Raw genomic sequence first — 23,581 nt, 5'->3', positions numbered from 1 at the left:
TAAGACGGCCCCCGCTGGAGCCGAATGGCCGTGCCGCTGATGGTAGAGAGCGGGCACGGGCGGCACGATGCCCGCCCTCGGCGTCACGGTGTCACGCAAGTTTTTCGCGATGACAAGGGCGGACGGGACGAGAGCAAACAGGGCAAGGGCGACGGGACGGGAGCGACGGGGCGGGGGTGGCCGCCGCCACGGCCGCAGGGCTCAATGCCCGGCGGCACCCTTGGGCACGTCGCCCGGCACCTCGAGCACGGCGCGCAGGCCGCCGAGCGCCGCCTGCTCGAGGCGGAAGCGGCCGCGATAGAGCGTGGCGAGGTCGGCGACGATCGAGAGGCCGAGGCCGGAGCCGGGCTTCGATTCGTCCATCCGCCGCCCGCGCCCGAGCACCGCCGAGCGCGCCTCCTCCGGCAGGCCGGGGCCGTCGTCCTCGATCGCCACGAGAAGGTGGGGATAATCGTGGGCATCCACCGCCTCGGCCCGGATCGCGACGCGGCCGGCCGCCCATTTCGAGGCGTTGTCGACGAGGTTGCCGACCATCTCCTCGAAATCCTGGCGCTCGCCGCGGAAGCGCAGGCCCGGCGGCACATGGACCTCGTAGGCGATGTCCTTGTCGCGATAGATCTTCCCGAAGGTCCGCACCAGGCCGGCGAGCGCCGGCTCGACGTCGGTCGAGGTCCCGAGCGTGCCCGCGAGCGCGGCGGCGCGCGCCCGGTCGAGGTGGTAGTTCACCTGGTCGCGCATCACCGCCGCCTGCTCGCGGATCTTCTCGGCGAGGTCGGCCGGGGCGTCGGAGGCGCCGACCTCGTTGACGATGATCGAGAGCGGCGTCTTGAGCGCGTGGGCGAGGTTGCCGACCTGGGTGCGGGCGCGCTCCAGGATCTCGCGGTTGGTCTCGATCAGGAGGTTCACCTCGCCGGTGAGCGGGGCGATGTCGCGCGGATAGGTGCCGGTGATCCGGTCGGCCTCGCCGCGCCGGATCGCGCCCAAGGCCGCGCGCATCTTCTTCAGCGGCGCCAGGCCGAAGCGGATCTGCAGCAGGGTCGTCAGCGCGAGCGACAGGCCGAGCAGGCCGAAGGTCATGAACAGGGAATTTCGGAAGCGCTCGACGTCGTTGACGATCTCGTCGGCGGGGCCGGCGACGCGCACGGTGTAGCGCCCGTCCTCGCCGAGGTCGACGTCGCGCTCGATGATGCGGAGCAGCCGGTCGTCCTGCGCCCGCCCGTAGCCCTGGCGGATCTGCCCGACCCCCGCCTTGCCGTCGGGATCGGTGGCCGGCTTCAACGGCACGCCGACCAGGGAGCGCGAGGTGCGCAGGTCCCGCGGCCGGGCGTCGGGCTTGCCGACCTGCCAGTACCAGCCCGACAGCGGCAGGTCGAAGCGCGGGTCGCCGAGCGTGAAGGCCCGGCTCTCGGTGTCGCTCGGGGTGACGAGGTCGGTGGCGAGGTTGTTGGCGAAGACCAGCAGCCGGCTGTCGAAGGCCCGCTCGGTGGTCTCGCGATACAGCGTCGTCAGGATCCAGGCGGCGATCAGCAGGATCGCGGAGCTGGCGAGCAGCGCCGAGACGGCGAGCCGCACGGCGATCGAGCGACGGCGGAGCGAGAACAGGCTGAGGACGGCGTTCATGGGTGGCGCATGCTGCGGCACGGGCGGCGGGACCGACCGCCGGGTGGGATACCGTGATCCGGCTCGGCGGGAAGGCTTCCCCTCGAGCCGACATGACGGTCGCGCTCGGTTGTAGCCCGCTCCGTCACACCCGTGCCGGCGGCTGGCTCGGGTCGACCAGGTAGCCCAGCCCGCGCACCGTCTGGATCAGGTCCACCGCGAGCTTCTTCCGCAGGCGGCCGACGAACACCTCGATGGTGTTCGAATCGCGGTCGAAATCCTGGTCGTAGAGATGCTCGGTCAGCTCGGCGCGGGAGACGACGCGGCCGGTGTGGTGCATTAGGTAGGAGAGCAGCCGGTATTCGTGGCTCGTCAGCTTGATCGGGTTGCCGTCGACGAACACCCGCCCCGAGCGGGTGTCGAGGGTGACGGGGCCGCAGGCGATCTGGCTGGTGGCGTGGCCGGCGGCGCGGCGGAGCAGCGCGCGGACGCGCGCCATCAGCTCCTCCATGTGGAACGGCTTGGTGACGTAGTCGTCGGCGCCGGCATCGAACCCGTCGACCTTGTCGGACCAGCGGTCGCGCGCGGTGAGGATGATGACGGGGGTCTTGATCCCGGCGCGGCGCCACTTCTGCAGGACGCTGACGCCGTCGGCCTTGGGCAGCCCCATGTCGAGGATGATCGCGTCGTAGGGCTCGCTCTCGCCGAGGTAGCCGCCCTCCTCGCCGTCGAAGGCCTTGTCGGCGACGTAGCCCGCCTCCTCCAGCGCGCTGACCACCTGCCGGTTGATGTCCCGGTCATCCTCGACCACGAGCAGACGCACGGATCACCCTCCCTCGAGCGACGGCCTTCCCGGCCGTCAGTACTGGCCCGCCACCTGGCCGGTCTTGGCGTCGACCATCACGTGCACGAAGTGGCCGTCCCGACGCAAGGCGGTCAGCATGTAGACGAGGCCGTCGGCGTGGCGGCACAGGCTCGCCCGCTGGATCTCGGCCCGCGGGATCACCGTGCGCGCGGCCTTGATCGCCGTCACCGGCGCGATCACCCGGCGCTCGGACACCTCCTCGCGCATGTCGGCGGGCGACAGGCACTCCTCGACCCGCAGCTGCGGCGGGCCGGGCGCGGCGACGGCCGGGGCCGCCTCGCGGGTCTCCTCCGCCGATATGCCGAGGCCGCCCGCCGCAAGGGCCGCGGCGGTCAGGCAGATCGCTGCGAGGGCGAGGGGGTAGCGCATGGGGAGGGACTGTCGGCCCGAGGCACTGAATGCGCCCTGAATGCCGCCGGCCGCGGACCCATGACCGGGGCCGTGCGGGCGGAGGGTGGCTCGGGCGGCGGCGGGTCTCATCGAAGGTCCGTGGGAAGCTGCGAAGCGTTACGGCCGAGAACCGCAGCGGTTCCATCATACCCCGTGCGATCCACGGGGATGCGCGTCCGGCCGCCGCCGGACGGAGCGAGGATCGGCGACGAAGAGGCCATGCGCGACGACTGTCGAACGCCGAGGCCGTCGGTAGTTTATACGCGAACCCGCCCAACGAAGACGCAGATGGCGCCCGAAGCGGCGGCCGAAGACCGCAAACGACCCAGCGCACCGCGGAACCAAGTTTGTAAACCGATTATTCTACTCTCGGTTGTATTCATCATGCGCGGCGGCTTCGGCCGCCCGCGTGAGGCGGGACCTGTCATGGCGATCGATCCGAACCACCTGTCGCAGACCGCGACGCTGACCTTCGCCGAAGAGTTCGACGCGTTCACGCCGTGGAACGGCACGACGGGCCTCGACACGGTCGGGGCGCCGCAATGGTCGACGAAGGTCCGCGCGACCGGGACGATGCCATACAACGATGAATTGCAATATTACGTCGCCGGCGCGGACGGCGCCGCGGGCGGCACGGCCGGCCTGCCCGACCCGTTCCAGGTCTCCGACGGCGCGCTGACGATCTCCGCCGCGCCGGCCGCCCCCGACATCCAGGGTTCGATCGAGGGGCAGACCTACACGTCGGGGATGATCAACACCTACCACAGCTTCAGCCAGACCTACGGCTACTTCGAGATCCGCGCGCAGCTCCCCGCGGCCCACGGCATGTGGCCGGCGTTCTGGATGCTGCCCGCGGACGGGAGCTGGCCGCCGGAGCTCGACGTGATGGAGATGGTCGGCGGCGACCCGAACACCCTGCGCAACACCGTCCACAGCGAGGTCTCGGGCAGCCAGCGGGTCGACGCGACGCATTACCTGGACGAGGCGAACGTCGCCGTGCCGGACATGACGTCGGGCTTCCACACCTACGGCGTCGACTGGGAACCCGACACCATCACCTGGTACTACGACGGGCACCCGACCTTCCAGGCCGCCACGCCGGCCGATCTCAACAAGCCGATGTACCTGATCGCCAACCTCGCCGTCGGCGGGGCCTGGGCCGGCGACCCGGACGCGGCGTCGGCGCAGATGACGATCGATTACATCCGGGCCTATGCGAGCGCGCCGACCGCGGCGTCGCCGAGCGACACCTTCCACTTCCGCGACGCGAGCACCGGCGACGACCTCTACACGACGAGCGCGAGCGAACGGGCCTACGTCGCGCAGAACCTGCCGTCCTACACCGCGGAGGGCGTGGCCTGGATGGCGCCCGCCGCGAGCGCGGACACGGTGGACGTGTTCCGCTTCGTCGATACGCGGACGGGCGAGCACTTCTATACGGCGAGCCCCACGGAGCGCGACCACATCGACGCGATGATGCCGAGCTTCCACGACGAGGGCGTGGCGTTCCAGGCCTATGCCGACCCGGCGCTGGCCGGCGCAGACGCGCTGACGGTGCAGCGCTTCCTCGACACCGCGACCGGCGAGCACCACTACACGGCCGGCACCGCCGAGACGGCGGCCTTCGAGAAGGCCCAGGCCGGCGGCAGCTGGATTCACGAGGGGGCGGCCTTCACGGTGCACGCGCCGTCGCCCGGAATGCTGGACCTGTGACCCCGCCGCAGGTCACCCGGAACGGGGTGATCGCGTCCGGCTGGCGGTGGCGGAAGACGGTGCGCTGAAGCCAGTTGCAGGCGGCCGACGGGCTCTCAACCAGGATCGCGGGGCCGCAGGGGAAGTCGGCCGGGATCTCGGTCTCGATGGTCTGGGGCCGGCCGTCGCGGTCCCAGGGCGGCGCATCGAAGGCGATCTCGGGGAGCATCACCCGGCGCCCGTCGGCGCCGAGGCTCTGCAGGCGGCGCGTGACGTGCAGCGCGCATTCGGCGCCGTAGGCGATCACCCGCGTCTGGCGCAGGGCGCCGCCGGGCGCGACCTCGGGCGTCAGCAGGTCCGTCGAGCGGACGCGGTAGGGCCAGTGCCAGTCGCCGGCGGTGTAGGAGACGAAGGCGCACAGCGCCAGGAACAGGCTCCCGCCGACCGCGTGGTAGAGCCGGGTGAGCCAGCGGTCGAGGGCGGCGCTCATCGCAGATCTCCCCGGAACAGCCGCCAGATCTGGCGGACGAGCGGCAGCCGGTCGATCCCGAACTGCGCCAGCGCGAAGGCCGTGACGGCGACGGCGACCGCCGCATGCTTCATCCGCCGGTAGTACCGGGCCAGCGCCCGCCGCTCGATCCGGTCGTCGATCACCGCGTCGAGGGCGGCGAGGCGGTCCGGCGTCTGGTGCCGGATGAAGCTGCGCCACTCGGTGCCGAACCGGACGACCAGCCGGTCCTCGTCCGGCTCGGTCGCGGCACGCTCGGCGTAGGCGCGGCGGATCAGGGTCTCGCCGAGGCCGTCGTCGGGGGACGGCAGCACCCGGCCGACGCCCTCGCCGATCGCCGCGAGGGCCGCCCGGCGGCAGGCGGGGTCGCGCTCCGCCGGGCTTCGTGGTGTCGCGTCCATGCCGTCCCTCCGCGGATGCCAGCGTGTCGTTCGAGCACCCGCACGGGCGTCCCGGCCGCGGACGGGGCGGTCGCTCCGGCGCTATCGCGCCGCGAGGCCGGCGGCGGCGAGGGCCGGCGCGAGCGTGTTGGCGGCGGTCGCGCGGTCTTCCAACGCGAGGCGGCGGAACACCTTCTCGGCGATGCCGGGCAGGCCTCCGGCGGCCTTCACGACGAAGCCCGGCACCTGGTCGGACGCCCGCTGCACCGCCGCCGCGGCGATGACGGCCGAGCCGACCGGCACGGTGAGCACCTGCCCCTTGGCGGCGCCGGCCACCGCGTTGAGCGCGTAGTCGGTGACCCGGCGGACCATGCCCTCCACGACGGACTTCGACAGGACATAGCCGAGCAGCGGCGCGAACCGGGCGATCGGCCCGGTCGCCAGGGCGACGAGGAGCGGCGTCAGCACCGCCTGCGCCGTCGTGACGAAGCCGACGATCCAGTCGCCCCAGGGCAGCACGACGGCGCCCCCCGCCGCGGCGAGGGCGGGCGGGGCCGCGAGGCCGATCGAGAGGGCACCGGCGAGCGCCGGCGCCGCGGAGAAGCGGGACATGGTCGAATCCTTCGGCTGGGGTTGCGCGGCTGGACCCGGCCGGCACGGGATCTGGGATCGGGCGCGGCGGATCAGGCCCGGGCCTTCGCCGGCGCGGCCGCCGCGGCGAGCCAGGCCTCGATCCGGTGCCGCAGCCGCGCGAGCCGACCCGGCCGCGGCACGGTCGGTACCAGGACCGGGGTCGCGACGCCCGGGTCCGTGACCGCGGCGACGGGGGCCGCGATCCGGAGCCGCGCGGCGTTCACGGTCGGGCGCGGCAGGGCGACGGCGTAGGCGGTGACGAGCTGCTCGGCCTCGGCGCGGCGGCGGGGCAGGATCGCCGCGGGCTTGCGCCACAGCAGCAGCGCGTCGGCGGCACCGGCCGCGTCGCCGGCGTTGATCCGTCTCAGGACGGTCGAGCCGGCGAAGGCCGCCGGGCCGATGTTGTAGCAGAGCGAGACGAGGGCATCGAAGGCGTGCGGCCCGACCGCCGCCGTCAGGCCGTCGCGGACCGCGGCGACGTAGGCCGCGACGTCGCGCGCGAAGATCGCGTCGCACTCGGCCGCGGTGATCGCGAGGCCGGAGACGACGCGGGGGCGCCCCGCCGCGGAGGTGTGGCCGACGCCGATGGTCCAGACGCCGACGGAATCGCGGTAGGCCGTCAGCCGCCGTCCCTCGCGCGCGATGAGGCACGCCTCGCCGATGGGGGTGAGATTCATGGGGATCTCCGGGGCGGGGAACGGCGGACGGTGCGGCGGGCGCCCGGCCTCAGCCCAGCTGCTGCGCGCCGAAGGACGCGTCGGCCGCGGCCACGTAGCCGTCGGCCCCCGTGAACCGCACCCAGACCTCGACGCCGTCGCCGGCCGCGAGCTTCAGGGTCGTGGCGAGCGACAGGGCGGTGACCCCGTCCACCAGCGCACCGGTCGCGGCGGCGCGGCCGCGCCCGGCGGGGGCGCCGTTCCGGTAGAGCTGGACCTCGAAGGCCGTCGGCGCGCTCGCGTTGTTGCGCTTGTAGGTGAGCATGGCCGAGACCCGATAGAGGCCGGCCTCGGGGGCGGTGAAGCGGTTCGTCGCGGCCGCGAACGCGCCCTGGTCGTTGCTGTCGGCGATGTTGAACTGCACCTTCGTCCAGGCGCCGGCCGGGACGTAGTTGTCGAAGCTCGTGGTCGCCGCCGCCTTGGCGAAATTGCTGATCCGCGCCCAGCCCGTGCCGGTGTACCACTTGAGCGCGGTCGCGGTGCTGTCGGCGTAGAGCTGCCCTTGCGCGAGCCCCGTCGTCGGGTCGGCGGCCAGCGGCGCGAGGCGCACCGCCCCGCTGGCCTCGACGGCGAACGCCTCGGCCGTGGCCGTGGTGCCGGCCGGCGTGGTGCGCAGGCTGATCCGCGTCGGCTGCGACGCGTCCGACCACGCCTCCGAGGCCAGGAAGGCGACCTGCACCCGCGGCGCCGACGCGTAGCCGGAGGCGCCGTAGCCGTATGCGGAGAGCTGCCCGATCGCGGCACCCGGCGGCAGGGCAGCCGGCGCGGCGGCGTTCCCGGCCGCGGCCCGGAAGGCGAGGTGTCCCGCGGCGTTGGCGCCGTATCCGTCGAGGACGAGCCGCGGCGTCGTCCCGTCGGCGCCGGAGACCCGCAGCACCGTCTGGGGCGGCGCGTCGGGAAGCGCGCCGGCATGGGTGCCGATCTCCACCGGCCCGGCGATCCGCCCGAGGGCGAGCCGGCCGGTCGCCGCCGAGACCGAGAGCGCGGTCGAGAAGTTCGCGCCGTCCGGGCTCACCTTCAGGGCCACGTCGTCGGCGCCGAAGGTGCCGAGCAGCGCCCGCGTCGAGAACCCGGTCTGGAACGCCAGGCCGGCATCGCGCGCCGCCGCCTGCTTGTTGAGGGTGAGCCGCACGCTGCCCGAGCCCGGCGTCGCGTCGTCCCAGGAGAGCAGAGCGGCCTCGGACTTCACCGCCAGCCGGTTCACGGCGTCGGCCGCGGTGCCGATCCCGAGGCGGGCGAGGTTCTGGAGGCTCGCCAGGGTGGCACGGAAGCTCGTCCAGGCGCTGCCGGTGAAGATGTAGAGGTCGCCCTCGTCGGCCACGAAGGCGAGCCAGCCCGGTCGGGGCGCGAGCCCGACCCAGACCCCGTCCCGGAAGCAGGCGACCTGGCCCGACAGCCCGGCCCAGGCCCCGGTGGGCGCGGCTGCGACGACAAGGTAGCGGTCGCCCTCGGCCGGGGCGGCCGGCGGCGCGGCGAGGTCCTTGTCGAGGCAGGCGAGTTGCACCAGCGCGTCGAGCTGCACCAGGGCCTCGTTGTGGGTGACGTGCTTCTGCGCCTGGTTGGCCGCGATCAGCGGCAGCGCGAGGTTCTGCGTGGTGTCCGGCATCGGCGGGCTCCGTCGAGGGATCGAGATGTCAGCCCCGGCGCACGGCGACGCGCGCGCGGGTGGCCGGGCCCGGCCCGAACACCGCCCCGACCTGCGCGACGGCGATGTCGAGCACCGCCTGCGGGCCGCCGAAATCCGCGGCCTCGTCGGCGTAGAGCAGGCTCGGCCCGGCGGCGGCGAGGCTGCGCAGCCCGTGGCCGTCGGCGGCGAAGACGGTGACGGCGTAGGCCTCCACCGCCTCGTCGAGGGGAATGTCCGCGACGTCCCAGCTGTCGGCGTCGCGGCGCGCCCGGCGGATCCACGACAGGCGCACGCCGCCGGGCTCGCGCCGGGCGCGGAGATGGACCGGGCTCGACGGCGCTAGCGCCGCGAGGCCGGCGGCGGCGAAGATCTCGACGAAGCACGGGTCGCCGGGATCGCGCGAGGCCGGGCCGATCCGGTAGCGGAACCGGCGTCCGGCCTCGTCGAGCCGGTCGACGAGGGGAATTACCGCGCCGTCGTCGAGGCGCACGATCAGGCTTCCGGCCGGGGCCGGGCGCGATGCCGCCGCCTCGCTGCCGGCGAGCCCGCGCAGCAACCGGCCGAGACGGAACGTTTCGGGCCCGACGAGCACGGCCTCCTGCGCCGCGATCACCTCCACGCTGCCGTCCGGCGCGATCACCGCGAACAGGTTGCCGCCGGCCAGCATCGCAGGCAGGTCGAGGCTGCCGAGCGCGCCGGCGTTGCGCAGGGTCGCATCGAGGCGCGTCGCGCGGTCGAGACGCCAGAGCGGCCCCGGGGGCAGCGCCGTCAGCGTCCGCCCGAGGCAGGCCGGGTAGTCGGCGGTGCCGTGGAGCGTCAGCGGCGCGCCCGCGCCGTCCGAGCGCCAGATCGCCAGCGCGCCGGGCCACGGCTCGGCGGTCGCCGCGAGGTACTGAAGCGCGGTCGGGGTTCCGCGGTCGGCGGGCAGGTCGAGGGCAAGCGCGAACGGGGCGCCGGCGAGCAGCGGAGGCCGGACGGGCCGGGTCGTCGACGCGCGGCGCGCCGGCCGCGTGCCCGGCCCGTGCAGCGGCACGCCGCGGGTCTCGAGCCGGCGGCCGGCCGGCCCGTCGTCGATGCGCACGATGCGCTGGAGGCCGGCCGACGTCGCCAGCAGGTCGCCGGGCTCGAGATCGAGGCGGCGCGGGCTGAGCGTCAGCCCGGCGGTGTCGCGGCCCGCGATGGCCCGGTCGAGGAGCGCCTCGGCAAGGTTTTCTGCGGTCTCGCGCCGGGTGACGACCGCCGCCTCGATCCGGGTTTCGCGCCGCCGGCCGCCGGCCGGCCGGATCGCGGCGGCGGACGCGCGGCGATAGTCCGGGTTCTCGGAATCGGTGAAGCCGATCTCGATCGAGCGCGGCAGGCCGCTCTCCTCGGCGCGCACCCGGCGCAGCGGCGCCTCGTCCTCGGAGACGCGCACGAGGTCGTCGTCGGCGATGATCACCGCCGCCTCGCGCCGCGGCCCGCGCAGCCGCAGGGTGCCGGCGACCGCCGACACGTCGAGGCCGTAGAGCTGCGCCAGCGGCTCCAGGGCGGCGCGGGCCGAGAGCGGCCGGTCGATCACCGCGCCGTCGAGGTAGGCGGCGGCCTCGATCGCGACGGGCACGGCGACGCCGAGGTCGGACAGGATCCGCTCGATCAGCCGGTCGAGGTCGCAGCCCTCGATCCGGCCGGTGATCCAGTGGCCGACCCGCCAGTTGCCGGCATCGGCCCAGACCGAGCCCTGGGCGGGAAAGGCCGGGTAGGGCCGCGCGTCCCAGGCCCAGACGAAGACCGCGCCCGGGTCGACCATCGGCCCGCCATAGACGGGCGAGAGCGGGTTGTCGGCGGCCACGAAGCCCGCCGCGGCGGGATCGAACCGCGACAGGATCGCCTCCAGGCCGCGCAGCTGGATCAGCTCGTCGCGCAGGCCGCGCGAGGCGGGCGGAAAGGCGCTCTCGGAGGATTTCGGGTCGGGGAAGACGTTGGGTCCGTTGGTGCCCTTGTCGACCGCCGGCACGCCGATCTCGGTGAGCCAGATCGGCTTCCCGCGCGGCACCCAGGCCGTGGCGCGGGTCTCGACCCCGCCCGCCCGCTCGACGTGCGCGCTCGACCACCAGCCGACGAGGTCCTTGGGCCGGAACGTCCACGGCTTCCCGTAGGCGCCGTCGGTGATCGGGCTGCGGCGCTGCGCGGCGCGGGCCTCGTCGTCGGCGTAGTACCAGTCGAACGCCTCGCCGCCGCCGAGCCGGGCCTTGAGGAAGCCGCGGTCGTAGATCGTGTCGGTCTCGGCGAGGTCGGCCTGCACGGGCGTGTCGCGAAAGTCCGAGATCGGCGGATAATAGTCGATCCCGACCGCGTCGATGCTCGGGTCGGAAAACAGCGCGTCGAGGGGGAAGCGCACGCTGGCGCCGCCGTCGCGGACCTGGGCGCCGTACTCGGTCCAGTCGGCGGCGTAGACGAGCTTCACCGACGGCCCGAGCCTCCGGCGCACCGTTCGGGCGAGGTCGATCAGCGCCGTTGCCGCCGGGCAGGTCTCGCCCGCGCCGCGCACGCGGGTGAGGCCGACGAGCTCGCTGGCGAGGACGAAGCCGGAGAGCGGCGTGCCGGCGGCCGCCCAGCCGGCCGCGAGGTCGGCATAGTGCAGCACCTGCCGGCGATAGCCCTGCGCGCCGGCGAAGTAGGCCAGCACCTGCGCCTCGGCCGCCGCCGTCCCGTCCGGGCTGCCGGGCTGGCCGGGGGCGGGATCGCAGGTGATGCGGCCGCGCCAGGGGTAGGCCGGCTGGCCGACGCTGCCGGGCGCGTAGGGATCGGGCAGCGCGTTGCCCGCGGCGACGTCCATCATCACGAACGGGTAGAGCACCACCGCGAGGCCGCGCCGGGCCAGCTCCGCCACCAGGCGGCCGAGGCCGGCATCGGAGGGCGTGCCACCATAGGCCGGCGTGCCGTCCGGCGCGGCGGAGACGGGCGCGACCTGCGTGCGGTCGAGGCCGGCCACGAGCCAGCCGTCGCCGGTGGTCGCCTTGTCGCGGATCTCGACGCGGGGCGCGACCGTGCAGTGCCCGGCGCGCAGGTCGTCGCCGAACCACGCCACCACCACCGCGATGCGGGCGAGGTTCGGGCACAACGCCTGCAGCGCGTCTAGCGACGCGACCACGTCGGTCGCCGCCTGGAGCTGGAACCGGTTGGCGGCCCGCGTCCGGCCGAGGCCGAGATCGACCGTGACCGGCATCGGGTCGAGGCCGAACTCGGACGCGCCGGGGATCAGGTTCACCGCGCGGATCAGCGGCGCGACGCTGTTGACCGGCCGCACCACCTCGAAGGCGAATTGCGGGATGCGGTTGCTGTAATCGGCCAGGGGCAGCCCCTCGAACACCACGTAGGCGAGGCCGCGATAGGCCGGCGCGTCGGCGCCCTCCTTGGCGACGATCAGCGGATCGGGCGCCTGGTCGGCCGCGCCGGCATGGACCCGGCAGGTGATCGCGGTGCGGTCGAGCTCGATCCCGTCCGCCCAGATCCGCCGGACGAGGGCGATCTCGCCCTCGCACAGGCCGACCGCGAGGTTGGCGAAGTAGGCGTAGCGCGTCCGCACGGTCTTCTGGCCGCCGCCGCCCTTCGCCGGGGAGGACGCCCGCTCGACGGCCGTGTTGGCGACCTCGAGCGGCCGCGTCGCCCAGATCAGGGTGCCGCCGAGTTTCGCCCGGCCGTAGACGCGCGGCACCGGATCGCCCTCGGTCGAGGACAGGCCGGCGACGTCCGACAGCCGCGGCCCGGCGACGAAGCGCGGGCTCGTCCCCGCCCCGAACAGGGCGCCGTCGAGCCCGGCCCCCGCCGCCGCGCCGGCCACCCGCCCGACCACGCTCCCGATCGGCCCGCCGAGCGCGGTCCCGACCGCCGCCCCCGCCGTGGACAGGATCAGCGTGGCCATGGCGGGCTCCGTGGGACCGAGCGAGCCGCGATTGCGGCTCATACAAATTTTTGTATAGTCTTGGGGATCGTTCTGCGTCGTGAGGCCCCGACATGGCGGATCGTGCGAAGGCGGTTGTGTTTCGCGGTGGTTCGCTCGACGACCTGCCTGGCTTCCCCCGCGACGCGCGCCAAGCGGGCGGGCACCAGATCGATCGGCTCCAGCAAGGCTACGAGCCGGACGATTGGAAGCCGATGGCGACGGTCGGGCCGGGTGTCCGGGAAATCAGGATCCGAGAGGCGAATGGGGCGTTCCGGGTGATCTGTCCGTCGTCAGATGATTTGGGACATTCAGCGGTGTTCAGGAGCGGAGGCTCTGGTTCATCTGGGGTAAGAGGTTAGGCAGCCTGCGCGTGGTGGCGCAAGCGGCGATCCATCAGGGTCTGGCGCTTGATGCGTTCCCGCTCGGCCAGGATCCCTTCGCCGCGTCCGAAGTAGACGTCGGCGGGCGTGAGGTTGCTCAGGCTCTCATGGGCTCGGGCATGGTTGTAGTGTTCGACGAAGTCGGCAACCTGCGTCTCCAACTCGCCGGGCAAGTACGCGTGTTCGAGCAGGATGCGGTTCTTGAGTGTCTGATGCCAACGCTCGATCTTGCCCTGCGTTTGCGGATGGCATGGCGCACCGCGGATGTGGGTCATGCCCCGAATGCCGAGCCAGTCAGCCAGGTCGCTGGCGACGTAGCTTGGACCGTTGTCGGAGAGCAGGCGTGGCCGCGGCATCACCCGCGCCTGATCGAGCCCAGCCGCACCCAGCGCCAGGTCGAGCGTGGCGGTGACGTCGCTGGCCTGCATCGTCGTGCACAGCTTCCAGGCGACGATGTAGCGTGAGAAGTCGTCCAGGACCGTCGACAGGTAGTACCAGCCCCAGCCAACGACCTTCAAGTAGGTGAAGTCCGTCTGCCAAAGCTGGTTGGGCGCGGTGGTTTTATCGCGGAACTCGTCGGCGGCCTTGATGACGATATAGGCCGGGCTGGTGATCAGGTTCTGAGACTTGAGCAACCGGTAGACGGTCGCTTCCGAGACGAAGTAGCGCCGCTCGTCGGTGAAGCGCACCGCCAGCTCACGCGGACTGAGTTCAGGCTGCTCCAGAGCCAAGGCAACGATCTGCTCGCGGATCTCTGCAGGTAGACGGTTCCAGACCCGGCTCGGCTGCGAAGGATGGTCATTCAACGCCTCGGGGCCGCCGCGCTGGTAGGCGTCGTACCAGCGGTAGAACGTCGAGCGCGTGATGCCGAGCTTGTCCAGGGTGGCACGCACCGGCAGGTGGGATTGCTCGACCAGCCGGATGATCTCCAGCTTCTCGGGGGCCGGGTACCTCATGCCTCGTCGCCCCCAGCCCCGCTCATGCTTTTTTTAAGCAAACGGTTCTCCAGGACGAGATCAGCTACGACCTCCTTCAGCGCCCCCGCTTCGCGACGGAGATCCCGCACCTCATCCGTGGTGGCCGCACGAGACGTGTCACCGGACAGGCGCTTCTTGCCAGCCTCCAGGAACTCCTTGGACCAGCCGTAGTACATCGAGGCGGCAATCCCCTCACGTCGGCACAACTCCGCGATGCTGTCCTCGCCACGCAAGCCTTCCAGCACCACACGGATCTTCTCCTCGGACGAGAACTGCCGACGTGTGGCCCGACGGATGTCCTTGATCACCGCTTCTGCCGGCTTCTTGGCCGGTCCGGATGTCTGCTTCATCTTCGCTCCTCAGGGGCTACGATGAACCAGCCATCCTCCGTTCGTGAAGACCCTCATTCTGTCCCACAGGTGCTGACGTCGGACATGCTCGGACATCTCCGCCTCCCTGCATGCAAGGGCTAAACTCTTGCCCTGTGCTGTCTGCACTTCAATCTGGCGCAGCTTGAGCACAACCTGCTCCGCGTTTGTCTTCTGACCTCGCCGCATGTCCGACTCCTTAGGTCCTGGCCGATCCTCTTAGCTCGACTTTGGCCATTTGCGGCGCGTGGAGTGGGCGGAGGTGACGAAGCGGGCGTGAGGGATAGGCTGGTGGCGTCCCCGCCAAGAGACACCGCCATGCTGCCCCTGCCCACCCGCTTTGCCGGGATCATCCTGGCGTTCGCGCCGCTGTTCGTCCACCGCTCCTGGCGCCATGCTCAGCTGTTGCTGATCGGCGCGATCCTGACGCCGGGGCGGCGCACGGTGACGAGCGTCCTGCGCATCATCGGCCGCGCGCAGGAGCGGCGGTTCGTGAACGTCCACCGTATCCTCAACCGAGCGGCGTGGTGCCCGCGCTCCGGCAGCCGTATCCTGCTCGGGCTCCTCGTCGATGCGTTCGCGCAACGCGGCCCCGTGGTCCTGGGACTGGACGATACGATCGAGCGCCGCCGCGGCAAGCGGATCGCGGCCAAGGGCATCTACCGTGATCCAGTTCGCTCCTCCGACAGCCATTTCGTCAAGGCGAGCGGGCTGCGCTGGATGAGCCTCATGGTGCTCGCCCCGATCCCCTGGGCGGGGCGCGTCTGGGCGCTGCCGTTCCTAACCGCGTTGGTGCCGTCAGAGCGCGCCTGTCGCGAACGGGGCCGTCGGCACAAGCCTCTGCTCGACGTCGGACGCCAACTCGCTCTCCAGGCTCGCCGCTGGCTGCGCGCACGCGACCTCGTTGTGGTGGGCGACAGCGGCTTCTCGGCCTTGCTGTTCCTCGACGCGATGCGCCGCGCTCGCATCACGGCGATCACCCGCCTGCGGCTGGATGCTGCTCTCTACGAGCCGGCCCCACCTCGGCCGCCCGGCACGATTGGACGCCCGCGGACCAAAGGCGCGCGGCTGCCGACGCTCGCCGCGATCCTCGCGGCCAAGGACACGCGCTGGCACGCGGTCGTGGTGCCCGGCTGGTACGGGGCGGGCGAGCGCACCCTTGAGATCGCCTCCGGGACCGCCGTGTGGCGGCACGGCGGTCTGCCGGTCGTGCCGATCCGATGGGTGCTGGTGCGCGATCCCGAGAGCCGCTTTGCACCGCAGGCCCTGCTCTGCACCGAACCGGTGCGCGAGCCCGCGCAGATCGTGGGGTGGTTCGTGCGGCGCTGGACCGTTGAGGTCACCTTCCAGGAAGCGCGCGCCCATCTCGGTGTCGAGACGCAGCGGCAGTGGTCGGACAAGGCCATCGCCCGCACCACGCCCTGCCTGCTCGCCCTGTTCTCGATCGTCACGCTGCTGGCTGCACGGCTCCCAGTCCGCCAACGGCAACGGATCGCGGCCGCCGCGTGGTACCCCAAACCGCGCCCGACCTTCGCCGATGCTCTGGCCGCCGTGCGCTATGCGATCTGGCGCGAGCGGACTTTGGCAACATCACCGCGCCGACGCGCCCGAACAAAACCCGGCTTCCGTTTGCCAGCGCCCTGGGCCTATGCCCTCTGCCACGCCGCATGAGTGGCCAAAGTCGAGCTTAGAGCGCCTAACAGAACCGCCTGATTTGGTTGAGGGTGATGAGACTGGCGGCGAGGTTGGTGAAGGCCTTGTAGATGTCGGCGCGACGCTCGTAGCGTACGGGCAGGCATCGGAAACGGTTGAACCAGGCATGGGTGCGCTCGACTACCCAACGGTGACGCCCAAGCTTCTCGCTGCTGTCGATCCCGCGCCGAGCGATGCGAGGGACGATCCCACGGGCGCGGCACTCCTGGCGACGGGCAGGGGCGTCGTAGGCCTTGTCGGCATGAAGCTTGTGGGGACGGCGGCGTGGGCGACCGCGCCGGCCGCTGCCCACGGGCGGGATCGCATCGAGGGTCGGGGCCATCATCACGCTGTCGTGGCGGCTGGCCCCCGTGAAGGTCAGGCCGAGGGGCGTGCCGCGGGCATCGACGACGAGGTGGCGCTTGGTGCCCGGTTTGCCGCGATCCGTCGGGTTCGGGCCTGTGGCAGAGCCCCTTTTTTCGCCGGGACAGACGCGCTGTCCAGGCTGGCCCGGCTCCAGTCGAGCTGGCCGACTTCGTAAAGTCGCCCCAGCAGCACCTGATGCAGGCGGATCCAGACGCCCGCCGCCTGCCAGTCCCGCAGGCGGCGCCAGCACGTCATGCCCGAGCCACAGCCCATCTCGGCCGGCAGCATCTCCCAGGGCAATCCAGAGCGCAGCACGAACAGGATGCCTGTCAGGGCCGCCCGGTTCTTGATAGGCCGTCGACCGCCTTTCGGACGGGGTCGGGGAGGCGGAAGCAGCGGGGCGATCTCGTCCCAGAGATCGTCGGGAAGAAGTGCGCGGGCCATGAAACACCAACGCACATCAACGCTCAGGGTGCCGTTCTGTTAGGCGCTCTAAGCTCGACTTTGGCCATTTGCGGCGCGTGGAGTGGGCGGAGGTGACGAAGCGGGCGTGAGGGATAGGCTGGTGGCGTCCCCGCCAAGAGACACCGCCATGCTGCCCCTGCCCACCCGCTTTGCCGGGATCATCCTGGCGTTCGCGCCGCTGTTCGTCCACCGCTCCTGGCGCCATGCTCAGCTGTTGCTGATCGGCGCGATCCTGACGCCGGGGCGGCGCACGGTGACGAGCGTCCTGCGCATCATCGGCCGCGCGCAGGAGCGGCGGTTCGTGAACGTCCACCGTATCCTCAACCGAGCGGCGTGGTGCCCGCGCTCCGGCAGCCGTATCCTGCTCGGGCTCCTCGTCGATGCGTTCGCGCAACGCGGCCCCGTGGTCCTGGGACTGGACGATACGATCGAGCGCCGCCGCGGCAAGCGGATCGCGGCCAAGGGCATCTACCGTGATCCAGTTCGCTCCTCCGACAGCCATTTCGTCAAGGCGAGCGGGCTGCGCTGGATGAGCCTCATGGTGCTCGCCCCGATCCCCTGGGCGGGGCGCGTCTGGGCGCTGCCGTTCCTAACCGCGTTGGTGCCGTCAGAGCGCGCCTGTCGCGAACGGGGCCGTCGGCACAAGCCTCTGCTCGACGTCGGACGCCAACTCGCTCTCCAGGCTCGCCGCTGGCTGCGCGCACGCGACCTCGTTGTGGTGGGCGACAGCGGCTTCTCGGCCTTGCTGTTCCTCGACGCGATGCGCCGCGCTCGCATCACGGCGATCACCCGCCTGCGGCTGGATGCTGCTCTCTACGAGCCGGCCCCACCTCGGCCGCCCGGCACGATTGGACGCCCGCGGACCAAAGGCGCGCGGCTGCCGACGCTCGCCGCGATCCTCGCGGCCAAGGACACGCGCTGGCACGCGGTCGTGGTGCCCGGCTGGTACGGGGCGGGCGAGCGCACCCTTGAGATCGCCTCCGGGACCGCCGTGTGGCGGCACGGCGGTCTGCCGGTCGTGCCGATCCGATGGGTGCTGGTGCGCGATCCCGAGAGCCGCTTTGCACCGCAGGCCCTGCTCTGCACCGAACCGGTGCGCGAGCCCGCGCAGATCGTGGGGTGGTTCGTGCGGCGCTGGACCGTTGAGGTCACCTTCCAGGAAGCGCGCGCCCATCTCGGTGTCGAGACGCAGCGGCAGTGGTCGGACAAGGCCATCGCCCGCACCACGCCCTGCCTGCTCGCCCTGTTCTCGATCGTCACGCTGCTGGCTGCACGGCTCCCAGTCCGCCAACGGCAACGGATCGCGGCCGCCGCGTGGTACCCCAAACCGCGCCCGACCTTCGCCGATGCTCTGGCCGCCGTGCGCTATGCGATCTGGCGCGAGCGGACTTTGGCAACATCACCGCGCCGACGCGCCCGAACAAAACCCGGCTTCCGTTTGCCAGCGCCCTGGGCCTATGCCCTCTGCCACGCCGCATGAGTGGCCAAAGTCGAGCTAAGTCAACGGTAAGGGCTCGGCGAGGCGCAGGCGAGATAAGGAGGCAACACGTCGCCTTCGCAGGCAGCAAGTGGTGCTCCAATCTGTTGCCCCTCGGCAAACCCGTCGATCAAATCGGGATGCTTGGATACTCGCCCCATGACTGACCTAACGACCGGCGACCTCATCAAGGCTAAGACGATCGCCTCCGACGAGGTGAACGCTGCGGTGGAGGCGTTCCTGAAGGGTGGCGCGGTGGGCCTGTTTGGGTTCGCGAGCGGCCACACGCTGGACCTTGCTGCCACGGTGAAAGCCAGCCGCCATGCCAGTGCCACTCTGTCCGAACCCACGGCGAAGGATGGCGCTCGGCGATTGGCCGTGCGGACCGCGATCCTGCTGGGCCGACCGACGGCACCGTGATCGATGATCCGTTCCACGAAGCAGTTGAAGCCCTCCGCGCGATCGGCATCGAGATCTGTTAGGCTGAACGGCTCGCCCCCGCCGCGATCTGCTTATGCGGTGGGGGGGCCCGGATCTCACGAGCGCGGCCGATACGCAACTTGGCCGGGATGCAGGATGCGGGCGCACGGTTGGAAGCATGGTACCGCGACGGATGCCGCGGTACGCCGGAACGGAGCCCACTAAGAGGCCTCAGGCCTTCTTCCGGCCGCGGGCTTTCGGGGCTGCCTCGGGGGCTTCCACTGCATTGGGAGCTGCCTTGCGCCGTTGCTGCCCGAGGCCAATGGATCGGGCCAGTTCGGAGCGCTGTGCAGAGTAGGTGGCCGAGATCGTAGGGTAGTCCGACGGCAAGCCGTAGCGTTTCCGGTACTCGTGCATCGTCAGACCGTTCCCGGTCAGGTGCCGTTTCAGCGTCTTGTAGGGCTTGCCGTCGATGAAGGAGATCAGCGCATCCGGCGTGACCGACTTCTTGATCTGAGCCGGCGTCGGCTTCTCAAGGGTATCGGACTCCGCGGGTGCCGCGTTGCCAAGCCCGGACAAGGCAGCGTGCACGCTGGCAAGGACTTTAGGTAGTTCGGACACGGGTACGTTGTTGTTCGACACATACGCCGCCACGAGGTCGGCAGCGAGTTCGACGAAATTGTTGGGCTGAGCTTCGGCTTGATCGTTCAAGGTCGTCTTCTCCACGGGCGGAGGCCCACCGCTCTACCTGTCGCGGATGATCGTCAAGCCTTTTCCAAGCGTAATGCGCTGTCGAATGCTTGAGCCGTTGGTCGTACGACGTGGCCGTCGCGAATGGGGTGGACGCTTTTGATTGAGCGACTCGCCAGGCGGTCGCTTGGCAGCCCGCATTGGCAGGAGATGCGCGAGGCGGCGATCGACTTCCTCGACCGGTTCGGTGAGGACGCCATCGCCCTCGACTGGACGGCCACCAACCTGTTCGGCGTGCACCCGACCGTCGGCGTGGTCCGCGTCGACTACTGCGGCAGATTAACCTAGGCTATTATGGCGCAATTCGGATGCCGGCTATCTGTACTGACTGTCAACTACAAGTTAAGATTGTAGTTTTCTTTGGAACGCTTTTCAATTCCTAGCTATTAAAGGCGAAATTTGCTCTGGGTCCTCTTGAAGGGAGCGGAGGGCGACGATGCGGATCGCAAGAGATACCTGCCGTTCGTGTGGTATTAATATACTAATTTACTTCGGAACGGATTGCGCGATTACCCAAGTCAAACTGCAGGACCGCCAGCAGCATTGCAACTGCATGGCAGATGAGCACTGCCCAATGGTAACTTTTTCTATGGTAGCGCATAATTGTGAGCCTATGCCAGCGAAAGGTCGCCGCTACATACAGAAGAGTAAGACAGTATGCTCGAAGCAAAAAATATCGGAAAATAACCCAGATTGCTAATTGTAATCCACGTCGACTACTGGGGCGGCCTGATGATCAACGCCCGCCGCGTCGAGACGATCGGCGACACTTGGATCCGGTACGGGAACCAGACCTTCCGGCGGGACCGACCTGGGCGTCCCGTTGGCGTGCCAATGTGGCAGGCCGTGCGATAGGCAGCAGGCCCGTCCCCCGATCTGATCACGGAGGACGGGTTCTTCGCATGTGTCACCAGCGAACCGGTTCTGAGTCCGGCTTGGGGGCAAGCTGCCCGCGATCGGTTAATCAGCCGTCAACGGTGTGAGGCTTCGAAAGCCCTCGCCGGGCCCCGCTATTCCGTCGCAGTCAGCCCGCCCTTCGCCTGCATCCGGGCTCGCACTCTTCGTGCCATCGCCCTGATCCGCTCCATGCTGGCCTGCCGGTCATAGCCATCTGCGACCAGCCCCTCGACCAAGCGTCGGGAGAACTCTACGGCGGCCTTGTGATCGAGCACGAGCACGTCGAGGTAGACCCCCATCAGTACGGCCGCTACGTCGTCGCGCTCAGGCGTCTTGGCCTCGGCCAGCTTCGCTCGGTAATCGGCTTGGTAGTCCCGCTGCTTCCGCTTCCGGCGCCGGTATCGCGCCAGGTCCTGCTGATCGTGCCAGTCCATCGCACAGCGCTCCTCTGCTGCCTGTGCTGATGGATCATCGCCAGAACGATGAAAGTCGGGAGCAGAGAACGCGCCACTACGTACTCCGACCTCAGGATGGGCGCGGCCCCTCGCCATACTCCTAGTCGGCTCCCGAAAACCCGGTGAGCGCACCCGGTTTCGGTCTTGGTATCTTATAGGGGGTGATCGGGTGAGATCGCGGGGTGAGCAAAGGCAGTGAGGTCGATGTCGGACATGGCTCCACCGTCATGTCGCCGATCACTTGAACATGGCAACGATCTCATCTTGGACCAGGCGTTGCCAATGATGGCGGACAGTCTCGGCTACGGCCATCCCTACACCCTGCCGGAGATTGAGCAGGCGCACGAACTGGTTGCCCGCATCGTCGTCCAACACGGCACGGTCTACCTGCTGCTGCTGGATCGGATGGAGCGTGAGGTCGCCCATGCGAAGCGCCAGGTTGATGGCTTGGCCCGCGCTCTGGGAGTTCTGGACGGGTACGCGAACAGCAGGCGCGGCGAGGCCGCGTCGTCACGAGGAAGCTCCCACCAGCGCCGGCCGTCCGGTTCCGGGTCGATCCGGCCTATGTCCCGGCCGACAAGGCCGCACGCCGTATGGGGCGGACCCCAGATCAGTTCGGGGAGTACCGGCGACGCCTCTACGCCCGCGGTTTCCCCGTGCCCGACGAGACAACCGGCCTGTACGACATCGAGGCGATTGACCGGTGGCGGAAGCGGCAGAGGCCCGACCTCTATCCCGAGGTGCAGCCCGGCCTACCCGCTGTTGAGCCTGCCCCTCGTATAGATTGGGGGGAGCGGTTCGTGGAGGCTCGGAAGGCCGAGGGCATGGGGGAGCGGTTCGCCAAAGCCGAACGGACACGGCGTGCAAAAGTCTCAGCCAGGGATGGCGGACGCCCTTAGTGAGGTTCGCGCTCCTGTATAGGCCCATCGGGCGGAACGCGAGTATCCAGGGTGTCCAGCCACTGGTCGAACGAAGGGGCGTCAGTGAGGGTCCCCCGGATCTTGGTCCGTCCGAAAGGTGAGCTTCCGGGTCTCATTCGGCGGCCTGCAGGGCCGCCGCCAAGGCAAATTCCTGGGGCGTTCGCCACCCCAGGGCGGTGTGAGGTCGGCTCTCGTTGTACTGCCGCCGCCACGTCTCGATCTTGCTCCTGGCGTCGGCCAACGACAAGAACCAGTTCGCGTTCAGGCACTCGTCGCGCAGGCGGCCGTTGAACGACTCGACCAGGGCATTGTCGGTCGGCTTGCCAGGGCGCGAGAAGTCCAACGTGACACCGTTCTCGTAGGCCCAGCGGTCGAGTGCTTTCGAGACGAACTCAGGCCCGTTATCGACCTGAATCGCGCTCGGTGCTCCGCGCAGCAGTGCCAAGCGTCCGACGACAGCCACGACCTGCTCGCCTTTGATGCCTTGGTCGACCTCGATCGCCAGAGCCTCGCGCGTGAATGCATCGACGACCGTCAGGGCCCTCAGCCGGCGGCCGTCGAACAACGCGTCGGAGACGAAGTCCATCGACCACCGCTCGTTCGGCCGGAGCGCGGCAGGCTGACGCTCCCGGTGTGCCCCGCTGACGTGCCGGCGCGGCCGCTTGAGCCGCAGGCTCAGCCCCTCGTCCCGGTAGAGACGGTGAACCCTCTTATGGTTCACTCGCCAACCTTCCCGGCGCAGCAGGATGTAGATCCGGTAGTAGCCGTAGCGCACCCGGCTCTTGGCCAGATCGCAGATGCGCATCCGCAGCGGTGCCTGATCGGGTTTGGTCGAGCGGTAGCGGATGCTCGACCGGCCGACGCCGAGCGCGACGCAGCTGCGCCGCTCACTCACCCCGTGCGCCTCTTGAACCTGGTGCACGAGGTCGCGTCGCCGAGCAGGCGTCAGAGCTTTTTTGCAAGCACGTCCTGCAGGATGTGCTTGTCGAGGCTCAGATCGGCCACGAGCTGCTTGAGCTTGCGGTTCTCCTCCTCAAGCTGCTTCAGCCGCCGCAGTTCGCCCGTGCCCAAACCGCCATAAAGCTTCTTCCAGCGGTAGAATGTCTGCTCGGAGATGCCCATCCGGCGCAGTACCTCCGCGACCGGCGTCCCAGTCTCGGCCTGCTTCAGCGCAAAGGCGATCTGCTCTTCGGTGAACCTACTCTTCTTCACGGCTCCGCTCCTCCCGTCAGGGTCTCACAAAACCGGAAAACTCGCACTCAAGCCGGACCAAAGCGATGGGGGGACGTCATCAGGCTCTCCCTTTCGGCGGTCTATCCATTGGTCGAGGTCGCGGCGGACCGTGCCCAGTAACTAACGCTATCGCTGGTACGGATCAGTGCCCTGTACAGCTTCGGCGATGCGTGCCACACCCTTGACGTGCTTAGGGCCTAGGGGTTCACGACAACTTCGCCCTCGTCGTCGTAGCCCTCATCCTCGCGCCGGAGGTGTAGGGACCCGATCGGCGCAAGGGTATCAAGGAGCACTGCGCCTCCTGGTCCAAGGCTAGCCTGCGCAGCGAACCTCTCCGCGATTTCGCTCCGCGTTGACCATGAGAAGCCGTAAAGGTGACGGCGATGCTCGGTGTCCGACGTTCCGCGGAACAGGCGTAGAGGCTCGGCCAGTGGGATGGGCGGCATCAGGACACGGAGCGCTCGCGCCATCGTGGGCCTGCGGCCTACCTTCACGGGTATGTGCTTCGATTTGATCCATATATCGACGAACGCAGCGCGGATCTCGGGACTAACCGCAGACAGGCGTGCGACCCGCCCCATGGCAAGGCGCCATCCGTCAATTGTCCGGTCGTTCAGGAAGTCGGCCGCTCGCAGCATCGCATCCACGTCGCCGGTTCGGCATGACGCAGCGAATGCGCTAGCGCCTTGAAGATCGGCCGCCCGTTCTGCCGCGAGGGCTGTCCGAACCTGGCTCTCGATGACGGCGGGGTCCGTCGCGTCGTCGGAGATGATCACGGCGCCTTCCGCCCCCGGAACCGGATGTCGGTCAGCGCTCATCCCCTCTCACTCGTGGCATGGTCCCGCAATG

At 70.1% G+C, this 23,581-nt stretch carries 22 protein-coding genes and 1 pseudogene; 6 read left to right on the top strand and 17 right to left on the bottom strand.

Features of this window, described 5'->3' with window-relative positions; translation table 11 throughout:
- Positions 1-201: 201 nt before the first annotated feature.
- The 3 genes from ACFZ8E_RS03050 to ACFZ8E_RS03040 all read right to left on the bottom strand — a co-directional run bounded on the left by ACFZ8E_RS03050 (position 202) and on the right by ACFZ8E_RS03040 (position 2,833).
- On the bottom strand, positions 202-1,620 hold the full coding sequence (locus ACFZ8E_RS03050; RefSeq protein ID WP_147729508.1) for a sensor histidine kinase: 1,419 nt from the start codon (positions 1,618-1,620) through the stop codon (positions 202-204).
- A gap of 124 nt (positions 1,621-1,744) precedes the next feature.
- Positions 1,745-2,422 (bottom strand): response regulator transcription factor, encoded by a 678-nt coding sequence (locus ACFZ8E_RS03045; protein ID WP_147729507.1) that lies wholly within the window; start codon positions 2,420-2,422, stop codon positions 1,745-1,747.
- A 36-nt stretch (positions 2,423-2,458) separates the two neighbouring features.
- A complete protein-coding gene (locus ACFZ8E_RS03040) occupies positions 2,459-2,833 on the bottom strand; it encodes a PepSY domain-containing protein (protein WP_147844218.1) in 375 nt (124 codons plus the stop codon).
- A gap of 447 nt (positions 2,834-3,280) precedes the next feature.
- Here ACFZ8E_RS03040 and ACFZ8E_RS03035 point away from each other — a divergent pair, with 447 nt between their 5' ends.
- Entirely contained in the window at positions 3,281-4,567 is a 1,287-nt protein-coding gene (locus ACFZ8E_RS03035; RefSeq protein WP_405041989.1) for a family 16 glycosylhydrolase, read from the top strand.
- On the opposite strand, the gene ACFZ8E_RS03030 is transcribed toward ACFZ8E_RS03035, so the two are convergent.
- From ACFZ8E_RS03030 to ACFZ8E_RS03005, 6 genes are all read right to left on the bottom strand, one after another.
- On the bottom strand, positions 4,527-5,036 hold the full coding sequence (locus ACFZ8E_RS03030; protein ID WP_405041988.1) for a hypothetical protein: 510 nt from the start codon (positions 5,034-5,036) through the stop codon (positions 4,527-4,529). The two genes, ACFZ8E_RS03035 and ACFZ8E_RS03030, sit on opposite strands and share 41 nt — an antisense overlap.
- On the bottom strand, positions 5,033-5,455 hold the full coding sequence (locus ACFZ8E_RS03025; RefSeq protein ID WP_405041987.1) for a hypothetical protein: 423 nt from the start codon (positions 5,453-5,455) through the stop codon (positions 5,033-5,035). Before ACFZ8E_RS03025 ends, ACFZ8E_RS03030 begins: the two co-directional genes overlap by 4 nt.
- An 81-nt stretch (positions 5,456-5,536) precedes the next feature.
- Complete coding sequence (locus tag ACFZ8E_RS03020) at positions 5,537-6,046, bottom strand: hypothetical protein (RefSeq protein WP_405041986.1); 510 nt, start codon at positions 6,044-6,046, stop codon at positions 5,537-5,539.
- Between the two features lie 71 nt (positions 6,047-6,117).
- A complete protein-coding gene (locus ACFZ8E_RS03015; RefSeq protein ID WP_405041985.1) occupies positions 6,118-6,744 on the bottom strand; it encodes a lysozyme in 627 nt (208 codons plus the stop codon).
- Between the two features lie 49 nt (positions 6,745-6,793).
- The gene (locus ACFZ8E_RS03010) at positions 6,794-8,389 is read right to left on the bottom strand and encodes a DUF2793 domain-containing protein (protein ID WP_405041984.1); all 1,596 of its coding nucleotides are present in this window, start codon (positions 8,387-8,389) and stop codon (positions 6,794-6,796) included.
- Between the two features lie 28 nt (positions 8,390-8,417).
- Positions 8,418-12,311, bottom strand: coding sequence for a glycoside hydrolase/phage tail family protein (locus ACFZ8E_RS03005; protein ID WP_405041983.1), 3,894 nt, complete (start codon positions 12,309-12,311; stop codon positions 8,418-8,420).
- 92 nt (positions 12,312-12,403) lie between these two features.
- Here ACFZ8E_RS03005 and ACFZ8E_RS03000 point away from each other — a divergent pair, with 92 nt between their 5' ends.
- Positions 12,404-12,691, top strand: a complete 288-nt coding sequence (locus tag ACFZ8E_RS03000; protein ID WP_405041982.1) for a type II toxin-antitoxin system RelE/ParE family toxin — start codon at positions 12,404-12,406, stop codon at positions 12,689-12,691.
- Here ACFZ8E_RS03000 and ACFZ8E_RS02995 read toward each other — a convergent pair.
- Together ACFZ8E_RS02995 and ACFZ8E_RS02990 are read right to left on the bottom strand one after the other, a co-directional pair.
- Positions 12,688-14,039 (bottom strand): IS3-like element ISMex16 family transposase gene (locus tag ACFZ8E_RS02995; protein ID WP_405041759.1). Its coding sequence is split into 2 segments (ribosomal slippage): positions 12,688-13,703 and positions 13,703-14,039, totalling 1,353 coding nucleotides; the frame shifts between segments, so codons are not numbered across the junction. The two genes, ACFZ8E_RS03000 and ACFZ8E_RS02995, sit on opposite strands and share 4 nt — an antisense overlap.
- Positions 14,040-14,126: 87 nt before the next feature.
- Positions 14,127-14,246: pseudogene (locus tag ACFZ8E_RS02990) on the bottom strand (IS3 family transposase); the annotation flags it as partial.
- A 129-nt stretch (positions 14,247-14,375) separates the two neighbouring features.
- Here ACFZ8E_RS02990 and ACFZ8E_RS02985 point away from each other — a divergent pair.
- Positions 14,376-15,728 carry a transposase gene (locus ACFZ8E_RS02985; RefSeq protein WP_405041836.1) on the top strand — a complete coding sequence of 451 codons (1,353 nt, stop codon included), beginning with the start codon at positions 14,376-14,378 and terminating at the stop codon, positions 15,726-15,728.
- Positions 15,729-15,753: 25 nt separating this feature from the next.
- On the opposite strand, the gene ACFZ8E_RS02980 is transcribed toward ACFZ8E_RS02985, so the two are convergent.
- Positions 15,754-16,559 (bottom strand): IS5 family transposase gene (locus ACFZ8E_RS02980; RefSeq protein WP_405041981.1). Its coding sequence is split into 2 segments (ribosomal slippage): positions 15,754-16,229 and positions 16,229-16,559, totalling 807 coding nucleotides; the frame shifts between segments, so codons are not numbered across the junction.
- Between the two features lie 148 nt (positions 16,560-16,707).
- Between ACFZ8E_RS02980 and ACFZ8E_RS02975 the strand changes: the two genes are divergently transcribed.
- On the top strand, positions 16,708-18,060 hold the full coding sequence (locus tag ACFZ8E_RS02975) for a transposase (RefSeq protein WP_405041836.1): 1,353 nt from the start codon (positions 16,708-16,710) through the stop codon (positions 18,058-18,060).
- A gap of 156 nt (positions 18,061-18,216) precedes the next feature.
- Positions 18,217-18,477, top strand: a complete 261-nt coding sequence (locus ACFZ8E_RS02970; protein ID WP_405041980.1) for a hypothetical protein — start codon at positions 18,217-18,219, stop codon at positions 18,475-18,477.
- Between the two features lie 231 nt (positions 18,478-18,708).
- On the opposite strand, the gene ACFZ8E_RS02965 is transcribed toward ACFZ8E_RS02970, so the two are convergent.
- A complete protein-coding gene (locus tag ACFZ8E_RS02965; RefSeq protein ID WP_405041979.1) occupies positions 18,709-19,188 on the bottom strand; it encodes a MucR family transcriptional regulator in 480 nt (159 codons plus the stop codon).
- Between the two features lie 138 nt (positions 19,189-19,326).
- Here ACFZ8E_RS02965 and ACFZ8E_RS02960 point away from each other — a divergent pair, with 138 nt between their 5' ends.
- Complete coding sequence (locus ACFZ8E_RS02960) at positions 19,327-19,515, top strand: hypothetical protein (protein ID WP_405041978.1); 189 nt, start codon at positions 19,327-19,329, stop codon at positions 19,513-19,515.
- A gap of 722 nt (positions 19,516-20,237) precedes the next feature.
- Here ACFZ8E_RS02960 and ACFZ8E_RS02955 read toward each other — a convergent pair.
- From ACFZ8E_RS02955 to ACFZ8E_RS02940, 4 genes are all read right to left on the bottom strand, one after another.
- On the bottom strand, positions 20,238-20,558 hold the full coding sequence (locus ACFZ8E_RS02955; protein WP_405041977.1) for a hypothetical protein: 321 nt from the start codon (positions 20,556-20,558) through the stop codon (positions 20,238-20,240).
- Between the two features lie 258 nt (positions 20,559-20,816).
- Positions 20,817-21,005 carry a hypothetical protein gene (locus ACFZ8E_RS02950; protein WP_405041976.1) on the bottom strand — a complete coding sequence of 63 codons (189 nt, stop codon included), beginning with the start codon at positions 21,003-21,005 and terminating at the stop codon, positions 20,817-20,819.
- A gap of 606 nt (positions 21,006-21,611) precedes the next feature.
- Positions 21,612-22,711, bottom strand: a protein-coding gene (locus ACFZ8E_RS02945; RefSeq protein WP_405041909.1) for an IS3 family transposase whose coding sequence is annotated in 2 segments (ribosomal slippage) — positions 21,612-22,459 and positions 22,459-22,711 — 1,101 coding nt in all. Because the reading frame shifts where the segments join, the coding sequence is not laid out codon by codon here.
- Positions 22,712-22,929: 218 nt separating this feature from the next.
- Entirely contained in the window at positions 22,930-23,508 is a 579-nt protein-coding gene (locus ACFZ8E_RS02940; protein ID WP_405041975.1) for a hypothetical protein, read from the bottom strand.
- Positions 23,509-23,581: the final 73 nt, after the last annotated feature.

The organism is Methylobacterium sp. HMF5984 (assembly GCF_045033435.1).
GTDB lineage: Bacteria > Pseudomonadota > Alphaproteobacteria > Rhizobiales > Beijerinckiaceae > Methylobacterium.
The sequence above is the reverse complement of the archived record's forward strand: the minus strand, read 5'-3'. Positions and strand labels throughout refer to the sequence as shown.

Bases quoted from the DNA above. Each gene is read 5' to 3' on its own strand.
- ACFZ8E_RS03005 (WP_405041983.1), bottom strand. From the start codon at position 12,311: ATGGCCACGCTGATCCTGTCCACGGCGGGGGCGGCGGTCGGGACCGCG.
- ACFZ8E_RS03030 (WP_405041988.1), bottom strand. From the start codon at position 5,036: ATGAGCGCCGCCCTCGACCGCTGGCTCACCCGGCTCTACCACGCGGTC.
- ACFZ8E_RS03035 (WP_405041989.1), top strand. From the start codon at position 3,281: ATGGCGATCGATCCGAACCACCTGTCGCAGACCGCGACGCTGACCTTC.
- ACFZ8E_RS03000 (WP_405041982.1), top strand. From the start codon at position 12,404: ATGGCGGATCGTGCGAAGGCGGTTGTGTTTCGCGGTGGTTCGCTCGAC.
- ACFZ8E_RS02955 (WP_405041977.1), bottom strand. From the start codon at position 20,558: ATGGACTGGCACGATCAGCAGGACCTGGCGCGATACCGGCGCCGGAAG.
- ACFZ8E_RS02985 (WP_405041836.1), top strand. From the start codon at position 14,376: ATGCTGCCCCTGCCCACCCGCTTTGCCGGGATCATCCTGGCGTTCGCG.
- ACFZ8E_RS02975 (WP_405041836.1), top strand. From the start codon at position 16,708: ATGCTGCCCCTGCCCACCCGCTTTGCCGGGATCATCCTGGCGTTCGCG.
- ACFZ8E_RS02970 (WP_405041980.1), top strand. From the start codon at position 18,217: ATGACTGACCTAACGACCGGCGACCTCATCAAGGCTAAGACGATCGCC.
- ACFZ8E_RS03025 (WP_405041987.1), bottom strand. From the start codon at position 5,455: ATGGACGCGACACCACGAAGCCCGGCGGAGCGCGACCCCGCCTGCCGC.
- ACFZ8E_RS03050 (WP_147729508.1), bottom strand. From the start codon at position 1,620: ATGAACGCCGTCCTCAGCCTGTTCTCGCTCCGCCGTCGCTCGATCGCC.
- ACFZ8E_RS03010 (WP_405041984.1), bottom strand. From the start codon at position 8,389: ATGCCGGACACCACGCAGAACCTCGCGCTGCCGCTGATCGCGGCCAAC.
- ACFZ8E_RS03020 (WP_405041986.1), bottom strand. From the start codon at position 6,046: ATGTCCCGCTTCTCCGCGGCGCCGGCGCTCGCCGGTGCCCTCTCGATC.
- ACFZ8E_RS03015 (WP_405041985.1), bottom strand. From the start codon at position 6,744: ATGAATCTCACCCCCATCGGCGAGGCGTGCCTCATCGCGCGCGAGGGA.
- ACFZ8E_RS03040 (WP_147844218.1), bottom strand. From the start codon at position 2,833: ATGCGCTACCCCCTCGCCCTCGCAGCGATCTGCCTGACCGCCGCGGCC.
- ACFZ8E_RS02950 (WP_405041976.1), bottom strand. From the start codon at position 21,005: ATGGGCGACCTCACGCTCCATCCGATCCAGCAGCAGCAGGTAGACCGT.